The 16,614-nt window shown below is 58.0% G+C and carries 16 protein-coding genes; 7 read left to right on the top strand and 9 right to left on the bottom strand.

The features are described 5' to 3' along the window. Positions 1 to 29: 29 nt before the first annotated feature. Positions 30 to 1,379, top strand: a complete 1,350-nt coding sequence (locus ACYJRZ_RS14425) for a c-type cytochrome (protein WP_459459805.1) — start codon at positions 30 to 32, stop codon at positions 1,377 to 1,379. 102 nt (positions 1,380 to 1,481) lie between these two features. Here the strand turns inward: ACYJRZ_RS14425 and ACYJRZ_RS14420 are convergent, their stop codons facing one another. The 4 genes from ACYJRZ_RS14420 to ACYJRZ_RS14405 all read right to left on the bottom strand — a co-directional run bounded on the left by ACYJRZ_RS14420 (position 1,482) and on the right by ACYJRZ_RS14405 (position 3,686). Next, positions 1,482 to 1,637, bottom strand: coding sequence for a hypothetical protein (locus ACYJRZ_RS14420; protein ID WP_459459803.1), 156 nt, complete (start codon positions 1,635 to 1,637; stop codon positions 1,482 to 1,484). A 33-nt stretch (positions 1,638 to 1,670) separates the two neighbouring features. Then, entirely contained in the window at positions 1,671 to 2,300 is a 630-nt protein-coding gene (locus ACYJRZ_RS14415) for a ParB-like protein (protein ID WP_459459801.1), read from the bottom strand. 150 nt (positions 2,301 to 2,450) lie between these two features. Beyond that, the gene (locus ACYJRZ_RS14410; protein ID WP_459459799.1) at positions 2,451 to 2,627 is read right to left on the bottom strand and encodes a hypothetical protein; all 177 of its coding nucleotides are present in this window, start codon (positions 2,625 to 2,627) and stop codon (positions 2,451 to 2,453) included. 297 nt (positions 2,628 to 2,924) lie between these two features. Continuing rightward, the gene (locus ACYJRZ_RS14405) at positions 2,925 to 3,686 is read right to left on the bottom strand and encodes a phosphatase PAP2 family protein (RefSeq protein ID WP_459459797.1); all 762 of its coding nucleotides are present in this window, start codon (positions 3,684 to 3,686) and stop codon (positions 2,925 to 2,927) included. Positions 3,687 to 3,889: 203 nt separating this feature from the next. On the opposite strand from ACYJRZ_RS14405, the gene ACYJRZ_RS14400 reads away from it, so the two are divergent. Both ACYJRZ_RS14400 and ACYJRZ_RS14395 read left to right on the top strand, forming a co-directional pair. Beyond that, positions 3,890 to 4,582 carry a response regulator gene (locus ACYJRZ_RS14400; RefSeq protein WP_459459795.1) on the top strand — a complete coding sequence of 231 codons (693 nt, stop codon included), beginning with the start codon at positions 3,890 to 3,892 and terminating at the stop codon, positions 4,580 to 4,582. Continuing rightward, the gene (locus ACYJRZ_RS14395) at positions 4,579 to 5,811 is read left to right on the top strand and encodes an ATP-binding protein (RefSeq protein WP_459459793.1); all 1,233 of its coding nucleotides are present in this window, start codon (positions 4,579 to 4,581) and stop codon (positions 5,809 to 5,811) included. Before ACYJRZ_RS14400 ends, ACYJRZ_RS14395 begins: the two co-directional genes overlap by 4 nt. 123 nt (positions 5,812 to 5,934) lie before the next feature. Here the strand turns inward: ACYJRZ_RS14395 and ACYJRZ_RS14390 are convergent, their stop codons facing one another. Next, a complete protein-coding gene (locus ACYJRZ_RS14390) occupies positions 5,935 to 6,777 on the bottom strand; it encodes an alpha/beta fold hydrolase (protein WP_459459791.1) in 843 nt (280 codons plus the stop codon). 338 nt (positions 6,778 to 7,115) lie between these two features. Between ACYJRZ_RS14390 and ACYJRZ_RS14385 the strand changes: the two genes are divergently transcribed. Next, the gene (locus ACYJRZ_RS14385; RefSeq protein WP_459459789.1) at positions 7,116 to 7,736 is read left to right on the top strand and encodes a CGNR zinc finger domain-containing protein; all 621 of its coding nucleotides are present in this window, start codon (positions 7,116 to 7,118) and stop codon (positions 7,734 to 7,736) included. A gap of 111 nt (positions 7,737 to 7,847) precedes the next feature. Here the strand turns inward: ACYJRZ_RS14385 and ACYJRZ_RS14380 are convergent, their stop codons facing one another. Together ACYJRZ_RS14380 and ACYJRZ_RS14375 are read right to left on the bottom strand one after the other, a co-directional pair. Next, positions 7,848 to 9,005: a DUF3734 domain-containing protein gene (locus ACYJRZ_RS14380; RefSeq protein ID WP_459459787.1), complete on the bottom strand. Its 1,158-nt coding sequence runs from the start codon at positions 9,003 to 9,005 to the stop codon at positions 7,848 to 7,850. Between the two features lie 36 nt (positions 9,006 to 9,041). Further along, a complete protein-coding gene (locus ACYJRZ_RS14375) occupies positions 9,042 to 9,788 on the bottom strand; it encodes an acetoacetate decarboxylase (protein WP_069610223.1) in 747 nt (248 codons plus the stop codon). A gap of 205 nt (positions 9,789 to 9,993) precedes the next feature. On the opposite strand from ACYJRZ_RS14375, the gene ACYJRZ_RS14370 reads away from it, so the two are divergent. Beyond that, positions 9,994 to 10,782 carry a 3-hydroxybutyrate dehydrogenase gene (locus ACYJRZ_RS14370; RefSeq protein ID WP_459459785.1) on the top strand — a complete coding sequence of 263 codons (789 nt, stop codon included), beginning with the start codon at positions 9,994 to 9,996 and terminating at the stop codon, positions 10,780 to 10,782. A 96-nt stretch (positions 10,783 to 10,878) separates the two neighbouring features. Further along, positions 10,879 to 11,793: a polyphosphate kinase 2 gene (gene ppk2 / locus ACYJRZ_RS14365; RefSeq protein WP_459459783.1), complete on the top strand. Its 915-nt coding sequence runs from the start codon at positions 10,879 to 10,881 to the stop codon at positions 11,791 to 11,793. Positions 11,794 to 11,897: 104 nt separating this feature from the next. Here ppk2 and ACYJRZ_RS14360 read toward each other — a convergent pair whose 3' ends face one another. Further along, on the bottom strand, positions 11,898 to 12,677 hold the full coding sequence (locus tag ACYJRZ_RS14360; RefSeq protein WP_459459781.1) for a class I SAM-dependent methyltransferase: 780 nt from the start codon (positions 12,675 to 12,677) through the stop codon (positions 11,898 to 11,900). Between the two features lie 334 nt (positions 12,678 to 13,011). On the opposite strand from ACYJRZ_RS14360, the gene ACYJRZ_RS14355 reads away from it, so the two are divergent. Further along, the gene (locus tag ACYJRZ_RS14355; protein WP_459459779.1) at positions 13,012 to 14,295 is read left to right on the top strand and encodes a cystathionine gamma-synthase family protein; all 1,284 of its coding nucleotides are present in this window, start codon (positions 13,012 to 13,014) and stop codon (positions 14,293 to 14,295) included. Positions 14,296 to 14,384: 89 nt separating this feature from the next. Here ACYJRZ_RS14355 and ACYJRZ_RS14350 read toward each other — a convergent pair whose 3' ends face one another. Then, a complete protein-coding gene (locus ACYJRZ_RS14350; protein WP_459459777.1) occupies positions 14,385 to 16,607 on the bottom strand; it encodes a DUF1217 domain-containing protein in 2,223 nt (740 codons plus the stop codon). Between the last annotated feature and the right edge of the window lie 7 nt (positions 16,608 to 16,614).

The raw sequence follows: 16,614 nt of genomic DNA, 5'->3' as shown, positions 1-16,614 counted from the left end.
TCCCAAAGCAAAGACATGGGGGCACCCTCTTGAAGAAACTTCTTCTGGTTCTTCTCCTGATTATCGTGCTTGTGGCCGGCGGCGTCGCATGGTTCGTCACGCGCACGCCGGCATCTCCCTTCGACAATGTCGCCGCGATACAGGCGCCTTCGGAGGACCTGCTGCGGCACGGCGAATATGTCGCGCGCCTCGGCGACTGCGTCGCCTGCCACAGCACGCCCAAGAGCGCTCCCTTCGCCGGGGGGCTGGAAATGGGGACGCCACTCGGCTCCATCTTCACGACCAACATCACCCCGGAGAAGGAAACCGGGATCGGCAACTATACGCTCGCCGATTTCGATCGCGCCGTCCGCCAGGGTGTTGCGCGCGACGGGCATCGCCTCTATCCGGCCATGCCCTATCCTTCCTATGTGAAGATGAGCGACGACGACATTCGTGCGCTCTACGCCTATTTCATGAATAGGGTCGAGCCTGTGAAGCAGGCGGACAGACCCTCCGATATCAAGTGGCCGATGAACATGCGCTGGCCTTTGGCGCTCTGGAACGCCGTTTTCACCGAAGGCGGCACCTATCAGCCGAAAACGGCCGGCGACGACCAGTGGAACCGTGGCGCCTACCTCCTGCAGGGGCCGGGACACTGCGGCAGCTGCCATACACCGCGCGCCATTACGATGGCGGAAAAGGCGCTGGATGAGAGCAGTCCGCTCTATCTTTCCGGCGCTCTTCTCGACGGCTGGTATGCGCCAAGCCTGCGCGGCGATCCCAATACCGGCCTTGGCCGCTGGAGCGAGGACGACATATTCGCCTTCCTCAAGAGCGGCAGGAACGGTCACGCCGTCGTCTTCGGTTCCATGGCGGATGCCTTCAACAATTCGACACAGTTCATGACGGACGACGACCTGAAGGCGATAAGCCACTACCTGAAATCCCTGCCCGGCGATCCCGCCCGCGACGGCACGCCCTGGCAATACGACGAAGGTACCGCCCAGACCGTATCGCTTTCCAACCGTGAGCAGATTCCGGGCGCCCAGACTTTCGTTGCAAAATGCAGCTTCTGCCACGGCATCGACGGGCGCGGAAAGCAGCAATGGATCCCGCCGCTCGCTGGCTCTGCCGCTTCGCTTGCGAAGGAAAACGCTTCCCAGATCAATGTGACGCTGAACGGTTCCAGCCGCGTCGTGGCGAACGGCATTCCGGACGCCTATCGCATGCCGCCCTTCCGCCAGCAGCTTTCGGACCAGCAGATTGCCGATGTCCTGACATTCGTGCGCTCTTCCTGGGGAAATCACGGCGGAGCGGTTGCAGCAAACGATGTGAAGGCGCTGCGCGAGCATACGGACCCGGCAAGCAGCAGCCCGATCATATTGCAGATGCGGTAGCTTCCCAGCGAGAGCTGGCCTTTGCGGGCGACAGAAGGGTACATCGCGCAACGTCACGAAGCGTTTTACGGTCCCTGCCGGGCAGCAGGGACCGTATATCATTCAGTTGAATGCGACGGTGCGTATTCTACGGAGCGAGAGCGGGATCAACAGGCCAGCGACCGCAGCGGCAGTGCCCTCCAGGAAGACGCTGCCATGGCCCGCCCGGTCGGCCAAAAGGCCGGCAAACCCGGGCTCGCGAAGCTGAGCGTCAGCCAAGGAAAGCTTCAGGTTTGCGAGATCGGTTCAGATTTATTCAGCGACAGGACCGCACCAGCCGGGCAGGTAATCGGCATCCTTGCTCTTGGCAAGCTGATGTGCCTTTTCCAGCGCGGCCTTGAAATCTTTATCGAGATCCTTGCGCTTGATGCGGCGACGCAAGAAATCCGCCCAGAGAAATTCGCTGAACGGCGTCGTGTCCTTGGCATAGCCGCCGACATGTCGCAGCTCGCCGGCAAGCGAACGATAGGGATCGTCGATCAGATCCTTGATGCTCTTCGGGATATCTTCATAGCCGCGCCGCTTCCCCTCTTCGTCGAATGGGTGCATCCAGTCATGACAGTCCATGACAAACCAGAAGGAGTCCCGATCGAGCCGGGAGAGATCGGCGACCGTCGTGACGAGAACATCCTTCACCCCTTCCTCGTAAAGCGCGAGGGAAAGATGGTGATGATCGATGACATAGTATTTTCCGCGCGGTCCGCGAATGGTCGGTACCATGTGATTTCCGAGGAACTCACCAGCCTTGTCCCCCGCTGCTTCCGCCTTGAGGCGCCAGGCCTTACGCTTGGCCTTGACCTCGCGCATGCCGACGGTGATCTGGGTGGGTCTCAATTCCTCGATGGGGACTGGATGCAGGATCGGTTCACGCAGCGTAACCATTTGAAAGCTCTCCGCAAAGGCAGGACAATCCCAACCTAACATAACCGGCCGATCCGGCAAGATCGACGCTTTGTGCTCCTCAAACAACCGGCAGCAAGTTTAGAGCAGCCGGCCCTATGAGGCACAGTTGATGCTTGGATTTTATCAACCTCATGCGGCTTTCTTGATCACGGTGAACTGCGAACGCCTGTAGAAGGCCAGCATTTCCCGCTCGAAACTCTCAACGGCAAGCAGGACCCACGGCTCGTACTGGCTCTTGCGGGAGCGCATCCTGCGTCGGCCATCCAGGTCGAGCATTCCTCGCAGCGCCCAATCTACCAACCCCATCCCATCACTCTCACCCCGATCAGGTCCATTCGCCGTCCGCCTTACCAGCCTCGATCGCGTTCGGCGGCACGGCCAACCCTAAATAGGTAAACGCTGATCGAAGGAAAGGTGAAGAAACGTTGTGTTAAGGTTTGTAACATGCGTTTGCCGGGAACTGTCGCATTGCGGCGACACCTGCGGCAGAACCGCTTGGCGAACATCGGAAGCAGGATTGAACGACAGTGTTGGCGAAGCCTTGCGTGCCCCTCAAATGACGCCTGTACGAGATTGCCGAGGCCAGATTCCGTCGCGGTAGGGTCATCGGAACATCAGGCGCGTGAAGTAGCGATCGACTGCCCGCGAATTCACGCTGATCCAGCGCCAGATCACGATCATGGCAAAGATGGTCAGAAGCCATGCGAGCATGACATCCGACAGGAAATGAGCACCGAAGATCACTCGGTTGAATGCCACGAACAGCGAGCATGGCACCAGGATCGCCGCGGCAATCCATCTGTGCCGCGCAGGCACGAGTATCAACATGGACAGCGCCGCCGCAGCTGCGGCGGCTTCACCGGAAGGAAAGGAACAATTGCGGCTGCACGCCCCCGAGAACTGCCAGACCGGTGTAAAATCCGCCGTGCCCCCGAATTCGATCAGGTTACGCGGGCGCACGCGTCCGATTGCGGCTTTCAGCGTCTGCACGATCAATAACGGCCCGGCGGCAAAGCTCAGAAGCACGAACAATGGCTTGTGGGGAGGGCAAAATCGTAATCTCCGCGGCAAGAAGACATGCAGAACCACGATCACACTCATGGCACCGAGAATATAGGGTTGGCTTTGGCGAGCGATGTCCCTCACCGCTTTCAGCCAGAGATTCTCCGCCAGCCAGAAAGCATGCCCATGGGCAAACAAGCGCGCAACAGCCAGATCGAGCTTCGGAAAGACCACAAAGACAAAGCTAGTCCAGACGATCATCATGCCGATAACAGCCAATCCGCTATCGGCAGTTGCCTGCGGCTGACGCGGCCGCATTTGATCGGAGCCGGAGCTCCATGAGTTCGATGCAAATTTCCACATGCCATGTCTCCAGAGGCGGAACGGCGCCAAGCTGAAGCGCGATTGTCAAGAAATGACGAAGATAGCATGAAGGCTCTGTTCAGAAACGACCATCGGACGGACGGAAAGTCGTTTGGAAATTGCGGAAGCGGGCTTTGTCCGCAATAGTAAGCTTCGAGCGACGAAGTCGAACGGAAAAACGGAAGAAGCACGGGGCGCTAGGGGTGGATAACAGTCTCGTTCTCATCGTGGAGGATGAACCAGCAATCGCACAGATACTCGAGGGTTATCTGACGCGGGACGGCTTTCGCACGGTTCGCGCCGGCGATGGTGAAACCGCGCTGCAGCACCATGCGCTTTTGAAGCCGGATCTCGTGCTGCTGGACGTTCGCCTGCCGAAACTGGATGGCTTCGGCGTGCTAGGCCGGCTGCGCCAGGCGGGCTCGACGCCGGTCATCATGGTTACGGCTGTCGCTGACGACATAGACCGCCTGAGCGGGTTGCGCCTCGGTGCCGACGACTACATCGTCAAGCCGTTTAACCCGCAGGAGGTCGTCGCACGCGTGAGAGCCGTGCTGCGCCGCACACATGGCGATCGGGCTGAAGCCATCAAGCGCTTCGGCGCGCTGGAGGTTGATTTCGGCAGCTATACCGTCTTCATAAACAAGGACGAGCACCGCGTTGCATTGCCGCTGACGCTCAGCGAATTCCGCATCCTCGCCTATATGATCCGCCATCCAACCCAGGCTTTCGCGCGTGCCGATATTCTCGATGCCTGCCTGCCGGAAAGCGATGCTCTGGTACGTACCGTCGATACCCACATCTCCAATCTCCGGCGCAAACTGGAGGAAATGGGGCAGATCGGCTTCTTTCCTGCCGTGCGTGGTATTGGCTATCGCTTTTCGGACCCAAGATGAAGAAGCCGAGATTTCCGAGCGCACCGCTTGCCACGCTCACCGCCGTCGTCACGACGATCATGCTGCTGCTCAGCGTTGGCCTGACCTATCTGGGGGTCATTTCGTATACCAACCATCTGGAGCAGAGCATCACCGATGCTCTGCCACCTAAAGCGGCTGCGACCTACAAGATGCTGAGCGAGAACAAGGTTCCCGATGGAGATTCCCTCAAATTCCTAGTCGAAAACCTCATTTCGATGAACGAGCCGACGGATTTCCAGGTGCAGCTTTCCGTGCTCGTCTTCGGTCTGCTTTCCGCCCTTCTCTGCGCCGTGATCGGCGTCTTCCTGGCGCGTCGGCTCACACATCCGCTCGAGGAACTCACCTCTGCCGCGGAGTGCCTTAAATCAGGCAATTTCTCCGTCCGCGTCCCCGCCTCCTATCGAAGCGCCCGGGAAGTCGCGAGCCTTGTCGAAACCTTCAATGCTCTTGCGACCAGCCTGGAGACGATGGAGGAACGATTGCGTTTCAACAACATGGCGGTTGCGCACGAGCTGCGCACGCCGTTGACCATCCTGCAGGGATCACTGCAAAGCATGCTCGACGGCGTATTTCCGATGGACCGGAAAATCATTTCCGATCTCCTCCTGCAGGTCGAAGGCCTGGGGCGGGTTGTTGAAGACCTGCGCACCCTGTCGCTCGCTATCGGCCAGAAGCTAGTGGTGGAGCGCCAGCGCATCGACGCATCGCAATTGGTCGAGACTGTCATCGCCACCGCAAAGCCCATGCTGGAGGCCAGCGGACTGCAGGTCGAAAAGGAGCTGAAACCCGCCTGGATTTCAGCCGACTCCCCGCGTATCCGCCAGGCTATATTGGCGCTTTTCGAAAATGCATGCCGCTATGCTGCAGAGGGTGGCTCACTGCGATGCGAGACCGAGCAGGTGGCGGACGATAGCGTCATCATCCGCGTTCTCGATCATGGCCCCGGATTTCCGCTGGATATGGATGCCGTCGCCGTAAACCCGTTCTGGCGCGGCGACCCCTCGCGTTCGCGCGCCACCGGCGGCACCGGGCTGGGGTTATCCGTGGTGCAGGCAATCGCACTTGCCCATGGCGGGCAATTGGAATTCGCTAACCGGCCGGAAGGCGGCGCGATGGTATCAATCCATTTGACGGACAGGGGCATGCTGGGAGAAGCACAAGGTTTCGGAGAGTCGGAAACAGCCTCCCGCCAATGCCGGCTTTGCTGAGCAAAACCATGGTGGCCGAGCGGACCCTCAGTGGAAGAGTTCGCCGATATTAAGGAACCACGACCTTTTCTGGCTGCGCATGTCGACCGCGCCGACCGATCGCCGGCGCGGTCCGGCCCGCCATCAGCCCAGGAAAGCACGAATTTCGGCCGCGATTTCGGCTGCATGCGTTTCGAGAGCAAAATGGCCCGTATCGAAGAATTTGACGACGGCCTCGGGAATATCCCGGCGATAAGCCTCGGCACCCGGCGGCAGGAAGAAGGGATCGTGCTTGCCCCAGACTGCGAGCAGACGCGGCTTGTAGGTTCTGAAGTAGCTCTGGAATGTCGGGTAGAGAGCAACGTTACTCTTGTAATCGCCGAAGAGATCGAGCTGCACCTTCTCCGCACCAGGGCGCGACATATAGAGACTATCGAGCGAATAGCCATCCGGTGAGACCTTGGCGACATCCGGAACGCCGTGGGTGTACTGCCAGGCGGTTGCCTCCGGCGCAAGCGCCGCCTTCAGCGCGTTTCGGTTTTCCTCGGAGGCTTCGCGCCAGTAGGCCTGGATTGGATTCCACTCCTCACTCAGACCCTCCTCGTAGGCATTGCCGTTCTGCGAAATGATCGCCGTGATCCGCTCCGGATGCTTGACAGCCAGCCGGAACCCGGTCGGAGCACCATAATCGAACACATAGACGGCATAACGGTCGAAGCCGATGACTTCCGTAAAGCGGTCGATCGTGTCAGCAATGCTGTCGAACGTGTTGCTTCCCTTCGGGGCATCGGATTGTCCGAAACCCGGTAGATCCGGGGCGATGATATGGTAGCGATCGGCCAGGAGCGGAATGAGATCGCGGAACATGTGGCTGGAAGTGGGGAAGCCGTGCAGCAGCAGAAGCTTGGCTGCGCCCGCCGCGCCTGTCTCACGATAGAAGACCTTAACGCCTTCGATATTGACGCTGTGATAGCTGATACCAGTCATGATGAGGTCCTTTTGTAACTCTTGTAATCGTCATTTAAGGGTTATCTTTTGAAAGCTGAGGTCGCGCGCCGGCACCTGGAGCGGTGCTGCCGATGGCAGCCAGTGCCGTGTTCTGCAACAGCCAAGACCCGCCATCGCGAACATCACCGCTAATGCAAGTTGCTTCTGCGATGACATCAACTTTCTTTTAAGAGCTTGACGTGAATAACCCCTAAAATGACAGCAACAGGGTTACGCCTAATGGGAATAACTTGTCAACAGCCTTTTGATAGGTTATGTAGTCAATATCTTTTCGAGCGGCCTTTCAATATTCCTGTCGGCCGGAACAGGAGCAGTCGATGGACAACCATTCACCCGCCATCTTCGTTGGCGACGCGCTGGGACTGGATTTCCTCAATTCAGTCGCAACGCCTGTGGATACGCCGATCGACTGGATCGGCGACGGAGAGGGTTTGCTGCGCTGGCTGGAACAGGCGGACCTGGTGCCGCGGGAAACACTTGCGGCCATGCGCGAACAGGCATTGCCCGGCGAGCTCGATAAGGTCGCCGATCAGGCAAGAAGCCTGCGTGAATGGTTCAGAGCCTTCGTAAACTCCCACAAGGGAAAGCCCCTGACATCGGATGCCCTGAACAATGTGGAACCGCTGAACCGCCTGCTGGAACGAGATGAAGGTTTTAGCCGGATTGTCGCAAGAAAGTCGGGCGAAGGCAGCGAACTCAGCTTTCAGCCCATGCGCAAATGGCGTTCGCCGGAATCGCTGCTATTGCCGATCGGCGAGGCGCTGGGGCGTTTTGTCTGCACGGAGGATTTTTCCGATGTAAAGGCTTGCGAGGGCCATGCGTGTACCTTGATGTTCGTTGACCATACGCGCGGGCGCCGTAGACGCTGGTGCAGCATGGCAATGTGCGGCAACCGCGCCAAGCAAGCGGCGCATCGGCATCGGCTCAAGCAGAGCTGAGATTCGGCCGCCCGGCGGGCGGGATTGACATAAGATTATAGACTGCGATGGTCCATGAGTCCCCCAAACCGGTGCAATTGTTCGCAGTAGCGATTTGGCGCAGCATCGGCCTCACACCGGGTCTTCCCGGTGCAGATCGTGAATAGCGACCGCATCGTCGCTGAAGGGCGGCAGCAGCCAGTCGGTGTGGCGCAGCGTGCGCTTCGTGTCCTCGAGGCCCATGTCCCAATGCTCGCGCATCGACGTGCCGGAAAACTCGTAATCCTTGGCGTGACCTTCGTAGTTCTTGTGCTGATAGATCAGGTGCACGATGTTGACGACGCCGGCATCGGAATAATCGGCAATCAACTCCTCTTCTTCCGCGGTCAACTGATCCTTTGGAACACGCTTTAAGGCGCTCAAGAGCTTCATCTTCAGTCCGTGAATGCGCTTGAAATTATCTGTGTTTTGCCGTGTGCGGCTCGAATACATGATGTCCTTGTGGCGCGACAGCACATCCGGCATGCTGCGCGGCAGGACGCCGCGCGCGCTGAACAGATCCACCTGGAAGACCAGCGAGCTGCGATCCTCTTCCTGATCGAGCAGATATTGGAGCGGCGTGTTGGAGACGATGCCGCCATCCCAGTAGTATTCGCCCTCGATGCGGATGGACGGGAGGGCCGGCGGAAGGGCGCCGCTCGCCATGATATGCTCGGGGCCGATGCGGATATGGTCGGTGTCGAAATAGACGAAATTGCCGGTGCGGACATTCACCGCGCCGACACTGAAACGCTTCTTGCCGTCATTCAGCACGTCGAAATCAATCAACATCTCCAGCGTCTTCTTCAGCTCCGAAGAGTCGTAGAAGCTGGTCGCACCTTCCGCACCCGGCAGCTCCAGCCAGGGATTGGGAAAGCGCGGCTTGAAGAAGCCGGGCTGCCCCATGGTCATCGTCATCCAGGAACTGGTGCGATTACGGATATCACGGAAGAAATCGCCTTCGGGCGTATAGGCCCAGATCTTGCGGCCGGAAATGATCTGCCAGAATTGCTCCAGGCGCTGCAGGCGCCGGCCGGGCTCGTTGCCGGCGATAATCGCGGCATTGACCGCGCCGATCGAGACACCAGAAAGCCAGGTCGGCTCGCATCCGGCTTCGGCAAGCGCCTGGTAGACACCGGCCTGATAGGCGCCGAGCGCGCCGCCGCCCTGGAAGACCAGGGCAACGCGGTCATATTGCGCGGTAATTTCCGGGATGGTCGGGGCTGCGGCCTTGGTGTTTCGTTCAAGCACGATCCGTCTCCAGCATGAAATAGCAATGAGGTTTGGTTATCTGCGCTCTGCGAGATAGTCGTGAACGACTTCGCCAAGCCCGAGCGTCAGATCGGCGGTGAAGTGAACTGCGGAAACCACTTCCAGCACGGGCAACCGCGCAACATCCGCCATGACATGTGGCCGAAGATCGAGGGCGGCAGGCGAAGTCCAGGCTTCCTTGATGGTGATATCGGTCAGATAGTAACGCACCAGCTCGCAGATGCGCGGCGTGGCATCGACATGCGGCACGATCTTGATCAGGAAATTGGGCTCCGAGAGAGCGGACAGAAGCGGTCCCTGGTCGATCGGTTTGTGCTTGTAACCCATCGTCCCCGTGGCGCAGAGGACGCTGCCGTAATGCAGCGTGCCGACGATGACCTCGCCCTCGTTGACGATCTTCGGGCTGGCAAGCTTCTTCGGAAAGCCCCAGATCTCGCGGCCGCCGGTGATCGGCGCATCGTCATCGAGATACATGGAGTGAACATAGCCGCCCTTTTGCCCGCGATAGGTAACAGGGATGACTTGTCCGGTCTCGGTGTAATCACCAAAACCAGTGGAATCGGGCATGCGGATGAATTCATATTTCACCAGCGGCTCGTCGATTTCGAGCGGCGCCGGTACGACGGCTTCAAGGGCCTCGCGCGTGGTGCGATAGGTGATGATGATATATTCGCGATCGAAGAACCGATAAGGCCCTGGAGGATAGGAAGGATTGGTCAGCGGCATCGCATAGGCATGCTTGAGAATGTCTTCGACCTTCATCGTATTGTCCGTCGTTGGAGGAAATCGCCGGTACCGGAGCGAAAACTTGCATGGTTGCATGACAGTGAAGTGTCAGCTGTCGAAGGGTTGCGGCGAGAGGCGAAACCGCACTGTTATCAAAGCGACATACGAGGCTGGCAGTGTGCACTCACCTCAGCTTTTTCCATTTACTCAACCATGTCATAGACATTGCAGGAGTTGCATCATGGGTTCGTTGACTTCGAAGAATGCGCTGGTCACCGGTTCTACGAGCGGAATCGGTCTTGCGATTGCGCGTGCCTTTGCTGCTGAAGGCGCGAACGTGACGATCAACGGCCTCGGCGATGCCGATGCAATCGAAAAGGAACGCGCAGCCATCGAAGCCGATTTCGGCGTGAAGTGCCGCTACGCCGGCGCCAATATGATGAATGGGGAAGAAGTCACTGCCATGGTGCGTGAAGCCGAGGAAGCGTTCGGCAGCCTCGATATTCTCGTCAACAATGCCGGCATCCAATTCGTGGCTCCGATCGAGGAATTTCCCGACGACAAATGGGAAGCGATCATCCGCATCAACCTGCTTGCCGCCTTCTACGCCATCAAGGCTGCCATCCCCGGCATGAAGGCGCGCAAATGGGGCCGCATCATCAACACGTCCTCGGCGCATGCGCTGGTCGCCTCGCCTTTCAAGTCGGCCTATGTTTCGGCCAAGCACGGCATTACCGGCCTCACCAAGACCATCGCGCTCGAAGCCGCGCAGGACGGCGTCACGGTCAACTCCATCGCGCCCGGCTACGTCTGGACACCGCTCGTCGAAAAGCAGATTCCCGAGACGATGAAAGCGCGCAATATGACCGAAGAGCAGGTCAAGCACGATGTGCTGCTGGCCGCCCAGCCGACAAAGGAATTCGTCACCGTCGATGAAGTGGCCGCCATCGCCGTCTTCCTCTGTGGCGACGCCGCTAAGCAGATTACCGGCACGACGCTTTCCGTCGATGGCGGCTGGACCGCCGAATAATGCCGAGACATAGCTGGCGCATATTTGCCGAATGCGCCGATTTTGCCGCCGCGAGCCGCAGTAGCATCAACATGAAAACAGAGCAGGAGGCACACAATGACCGAAGAAAACCAGGATCCGCTCAGCCGCATCAAGGATGAGATCGTCGACAGCTTCGACGAAGAGCTGGAGATGCAGCTCGAAGAGGATCGGCTTGATGAGCTGGTGGCCGAGGGCCTGATCAGCGAGGGCGAGGCGACGCTTGATCGGCGTGTCTATTTTCGCGAACTCTTCCGTCTTCAGCATGAGCTCGTGCGCCTGCAGGATTGGGTGCAGTACAAGAAACTCAAGGTCGTCGTGTTGTTCGAGGGCCGCGATTCTGCGGGCAAGGGCGGCGCCATCAAGCGCGTTACGCAGCGCCTCAATCCGCGCGTCTGCCGCGTGGTCGCATTGCCAGCACCGACCGAGCGCGAACGGCACCAGTGGTATTTCCAACGCTATGCCGCACACCTGCCGACGGCTGGCGAAATGGTGCTGTTCGACCGCAGCTGGTATAACCGCGCCGGGGTCGAACGCGTCATGGGCTTCTGCTCACCGGAGGAGCTGGAAGAGTTCTTCCGCTCCGTGCCGGATTTCGAGCGCATGCTGGTTCGCTCCGGCATCATTCTGCTGAAATACTGGTTCTCGATCACCGACGAGGAGCAGGAATTCCGCTTCAACATGCGCATTCAGGACCCGCTGAAGCAGTGGAAGCTTTCGCCGATGGACCTCCAGAGCCGCGTGCATTGGGAAGAATATACCAAGGCCAAGGAAGAGATGCTGGAGCGCACCCATATTCCGGAAGCGCCGTGGTGGGTCGTCCACGCCGTCGACAAGAAGAAGGCGCGCCTCAATTGCATCGCCCATCTTCTGAGTCAGATCCCTTACGAAAGCGTACCGAAGCCGGAAATCGTGCTGCCGGAACGCATGCGCAATGCAGACTATCACCGTACGCCCGTACCGCCGGAAATGTACGTGCCGGAAATCTACTGATCAGGACCGATGAGGGGTCCGCTTGCGGCAGGCCCCTCCAAAGGATTACTTGAAAAACGAAATCCCTTTAACTCCGCCCATCGGAAAGCAAGGCCGGTTCAAAGTCAGACCGGGCGGTAAGCCCATTCGGATATGGCACCCAAGCCCAGCCGCTGCAAGAGTTCATAGGCGACACGCCGATTGATGGGATTGTGCAGCCTGAGGACTTTCGAGCCGAGAAAATCCATCTCCGCATGCTCGAACGGCAGAAGATGCCGTGCCTTGCCAAGCGCGGCTCGATAGAGCTCATGAAAGTCGCGCCGGCAGACATAGGTCTTGTACTTCGTCATGCAGAAGGCAGCAAAGGTATCGCTGTTTCTGCGCAGAAAATCCGAAACGCCGACCGTCACTTCCGGCCAGGCGGGATTGAACGTATCGTCGAAGGCGATGATGCCGTGATCAGCCAATACGCTCTTCGCCAACCGGCTATCGGCGACGATATGGCGAAGCAAATGTCCTCCATCGATACTGAAAAAACGAACCTGCCCAACCTTGTCGATGATGGCCTGCGGATCGAGCCCGGTGCTATCGCCTGTTATGACGAGGTTTTCATCGACTGGAATGCCCAGTGATCTCCCGTTGTCGAGAAAGCGTTGATATTGCGCACCATCCGCTTCTATGTCGAAAAGATCGATCGCAAGCACGTTGTCATCGGGTGCGCTGATCTTGCGCAGCAAAAAATAGGACCGCCCATAATAAACGCCGATTTCGGCGAGGCCGCCGTAAAGTTTCTCCTGCCTTTGTTTTTCGATCAACGAGAGGAAGACAAGCGCATCCGGTGGGTCGATATAACCATCGATTTTCTGAAGATCGCGAAACACAAATTTTCGAACGCCCGATTTCAAATGTAAACCTCACTGGTTCTTCATGCATTTCGCCTCCGAGCCTGCTCATCGATTGGAATCGGTCGATCAAGAAACGCCCCATTTCTGCCGAGACCACGTTAGCGAAGCCGAAAGCTCTCGAAAATTGGGACAGCACGGCCTCAAGGCGAGCGCCACTTACGGATATAGCGACCTTTCTGTCGTAATCCGGATAGCTATGCGCAGGTTGGATAGTCCGGCCCATATCAGGCTCAATGCCGAAAGCGCATCGCAGATGATGACGAATAGCGAGCTACCATCCCAAGTGATGTATAATGTGAGTCTAAAATTCACATCATCGGCCGAGGAGACCGTCATGACCGCGCCGCATCCGTCCAAAACGCATATCGGCAACCACCCCCTCCATCCCGAAACTCAGATGCTGAATTACGGCTATGACCCTGAGCTCTCCGAGGGCGCGGTCAAGCCACCCGTTTTTCTGACCTCTACCTTCGTCTTCAAATCAGCCGAGGATGGGCGCGATTTCTTCAATTATATCTCCGGCCGCACCGAGCCGCCGGCGGGCACAGGTGTCGGCCTTGTCTATTCGCGCTTCAATCACCCCAACAGCGAAATCGTCGAAGATCGCCTCGCTGTCTACGAAAAGGCGGAAAGCGGCGCCCTGTTTTCCTCTGGCATGTCTGCCATCGCGACAACGCTTCTTACCTTTGTGCGCCCGGGCGATACGATCCTGCATTCGCAGCCGCTCTATGGCGGCACGGAAACGCTGGTCGCCAAGACATTCCTCAATCTCGGTGTCGCAGCCGTCGGCTTCGCCGATGGCGTCAACGAAGGCTCGGTGATGGCAGCCGCTGATGAAGCCATGGCCAAAGGCCGCGTCTCCGTCATTCTCGTGGAAACGCCCGCCAACCCGACAAACAGTCTCGTCGATATCGCCATGATCCGCCGCGTTGCCGATGCGATCGGCAGGAAGCAGGGACACACGCCGATCATCGCCTGCGACAACACGCTGCTCGGCCCGGTCTTCCAGCGGCCGATCGAGCATGGCGCGGATATTTCCCTCTACTCGCTGACCAAATATGTCGGCGGCCATTCCGATCTGATCGCCGGCGCCGCGCTCGGCTCCAAAGCCGTCATCAAACAAGTGAAGGCACTGCGTGGAGCGATCGGCACCCAGCTCGATCCGCATTCTTGCTGGATGCTCGGCCGTTCGCTGGAAACGCTACAGATCCGAATGGAGCGGGCAAACAGCAATGCCAGGGCAGTCGCCGATTTCTTGCGAGATCATCCGAAGGTCGAGCAGATCCACTACCTGCCCTATATCGATCCGTCTTCGGCGACCGGACGCACATTCGCCGCCCAGTGTACCGGTGCGGGCTCTACCTTCTCTTTCGACATCAAGGGAGGCCAGCCGGCATCCTTCAAATTCCTGAACGCCCTGCAGATCTTCAAACTTGCCGTCAGCCTCGGCGGTACGGAATCGCTGGCGTCGCATCCGGCAACGACGACGCATTCCGGCGTTCCAATGGATGTGCGCCATCGCATCGGCGTGCTGGAATCGACGATCCGCCTGTCGATCGGCATAGAGCATCCAGACGACCTGATCGCTGACCTCGCCGCCGCGCTCGATGCCGCTTGATGCGACACGCGAACAGATCAGCCGCGGACTGCCGGAAGATCGCCCCGCAAGCGAGGCGATGATGCTATAGTGCCGGAATGTCTTGAACGCTATCGCGATCTGAGCTGAGCAATCGAGAGCATGAGGTCCGCGCTCATGCCGATCCCGGAACCGCGGGTGAGAATGGCTGACGCGGGTGAGGCGGTGCTCCCGCCGTTTGCCGCATCGAAAACGGCAGAGAAGCGCTTGAGCAGCTTGTCCACCTTGCCTGGATCATGCAGGTCCTTGACCGGGAATAGTTTTTCCAGCATCGCCGCCTGGCGGGTCACATCCATGTTCGACATGGATGTAGGCAGCGAATAGGTCGTCTTGATCACATTGTAGAGCGCGGGATCCGACATGATATCGTAGACGGAATTGACCTGCGGCGCTTTGCGCTGGAAATAAAGCGCGAGGCGGACGCCTTCGTTGGAGTCGCCTTGCTGCGATTCCAGGGTCTGATGAAGATAGAGATCGTTCGTGGCGAGACGTGCGCCCTTGTTCTGTCCCGCCTCGATCTTGGCTGTCGTCAGATTTCCCTTGGCATCGAAATTGAAGATGTTCACCATCGCCTTGAAGCGCTGGCCTGCTTGCGTATTCAAAAAGCTTTTGGGATCTTCGGCGTCTGCCGTGAAGGCCTTTTTCAAGGTAGCCTTATCGACCGACTTGGGGTCGATATTGTTCGCAACAAGAATAAACTCCGTGAGCTTCTTGTCGGCCAGGAGATCATCGACAGTCTTGATCTTGACGATCGACTTGCTGAATTCAGTCGCCGCGTCCTTGGCATCCTTGACCGCCTTGTCCCGCATCTCGCCGGTCAGCCCGAAGGTCTTCGACTTGGAATAAGAGGAAATCAAGCTGTTGATCGACGTCTGCGACAGCGCCATGACCGGCGCCCGTAGATTGCCTTTGCTGTCGAAATTGTATGCCTTGGCAAGCTCGACGAACCTGGTGTCTTTCAGCGAGTTGACATAGCTCTTGCTGTCATAGGGATCGCTTTCCAGGATCTTGCGCAGTTGATCTCTCGATACCTCATTCTTGTCGATCCCGAAGGCGCGAAGCGCCATATCTTCCACAGTGGGAAGATCCTTGCTCTTTGTATCGTTGGCGGCAAAGAAGTCCGTAATCGTCTTTATCTCGCCGACCGCGGTCTTATAGTGTTTCTCGGCATCGGTAAACAGGGCTTGTTTCGCGCCTTTGGCCTCGTTCAAATATTTGGTCGAGATATCGTCGATGGCTTGCGGCGTCTGTGCCGGCTGACCGGCCGGCAGCGTTCCGTCGGGCGCAAACTGGAAGTGCGCAACCATATCGGTCATTCCGGTGACTGCGGCATAGTCGGAATTCGTGAAGGCAAGGTTGAACTGGACCGGAGTTAGCTTGGGATTGAGGTTGAATGCCGTCTTGATGTAGGAAAATAGCCTATTGTCGCCGGTGATATCGCTGAGCGACTGAACTTTCGTGATTGCCTGGCGATAATAGTCGTCATTGCTGATGGCTGCAGCCGGTGTCAGCAGGCTCGGGACCATGCTGTCATAGCGCGAAATCATGGCTTCCTTTTGCTGCGTTGTCTGCGCAGTCGCGCCGGAAAGCGTTCCATCCGCATTGAAGCCGAACTGCGACGCGATCAGCTTATATGTCGCCTGAACCGATGCCGAGGTCTGTACTGATGCGGAGGGGAAGTTGCTCGCCGTGTTGACGAAGCTGTTTGGGTCGTTGACATCACTGGTCAGAACCGACTTCAGGAACGTTTTCGATATGTTATCCGGGCTTATGCCGTGTGCGCGCAGAATATAGTCCGTCATCCTGCTGCTGTTGACGATATCGTCGACATTCGACACCTTGTCGATCCAGGTATCGTAGAATTTGCTTTCCTTCTTGGCCAGGGTAGTTTCATTGGCGAAAGATTGCTCGTAGAGCCCGATCGTATCGCTCTTCTGGGAATCGCTTTGGGCCGATTGATTTTTCGACGTGCCGCCAAAATTGAAAGCAGCGGCAAATTGCCGATAGCGGCTGTCCGTCAGCTTGTTTGCAAAGCTGCTCGTATTGCTGAGATCGCTTGTCAGAACCTTTTTCATGAAGGCTTTGGCGTAGGCCATGTCCTCCAGGCCATAGGCTTTCATCGCATAGCTATACAGCTTGTAGTCGTTCAGAAATTCGTCGACGTTCTTAATCTTGCCGATATGCGTATCATAATATTGCTGATCGCTTTTGACCGTCGCCTGCTTGGCGATGCCCGCCAGCGTCGATGCCATGTCCTTTGTCGCGGATACATAGCCGAGATACGTCGAAATCATAGATCGC

The organism is Rhizobium sp. No.120 (assembly GCF_054558365.1).
Note: the sequence above shows the minus strand (reverse complement) of the source record. Positions and strands in the feature narration are given on the sequence as shown.

Coding starts and splice junctions, on each gene's coding strand:
- ACYJRZ_RS14350 (WP_459459777.1), bottom strand. CDS start 16,607: ATGATTTCGACGTATCTCGGCTATGTATCCGCGACAAAGGACATGGCA.
- ACYJRZ_RS14395 (WP_459459793.1), top strand. CDS start 4,579: ATGAAGAAGCCGAGATTTCCGAGCGCACCGCTTGCCACGCTCACCGCC.
- ACYJRZ_RS14410 (WP_459459799.1), bottom strand. CDS start 2,627: ATGGGGTTGGTAGATTGGGCGCTGCGAGGAATGCTCGACCTGGATGGC.
- ACYJRZ_RS14405 (WP_459459797.1), bottom strand. CDS start 3,686: ATGTGGAAATTTGCATCGAACTCATGGAGCTCCGGCTCCGATCAAATG.
- ACYJRZ_RS14375 (WP_069610223.1), bottom strand. CDS start 9,788: ATGAAGGTCGAAGACATTCTCAAGCATGCCTATGCGATGCCGCTGACC.
- ppk2 (WP_459459783.1), top strand. CDS start 10,879: ATGACCGAAGAAAACCAGGATCCGCTCAGCCGCATCAAGGATGAGATC.
- ACYJRZ_RS14355 (WP_459459779.1), top strand. CDS start 13,012: ATGACCGCGCCGCATCCGTCCAAAACGCATATCGGCAACCACCCCCTC.
- ACYJRZ_RS14390 (WP_459459791.1), bottom strand. CDS start 6,777: ATGACTGGTATCAGCTATCACAGCGTCAATATCGAAGGCGTTAAGGTC.
- ACYJRZ_RS14385 (WP_459459789.1), top strand. CDS start 7,116: ATGGACAACCATTCACCCGCCATCTTCGTTGGCGACGCGCTGGGACTG.
- ACYJRZ_RS14415 (WP_459459801.1), bottom strand. CDS start 2,300: ATGGTTACGCTGCGTGAACCGATCCTGCATCCAGTCCCCATCGAGGAA.
- ACYJRZ_RS14370 (WP_459459785.1), top strand. CDS start 9,994: ATGGGTTCGTTGACTTCGAAGAATGCGCTGGTCACCGGTTCTACGAGC.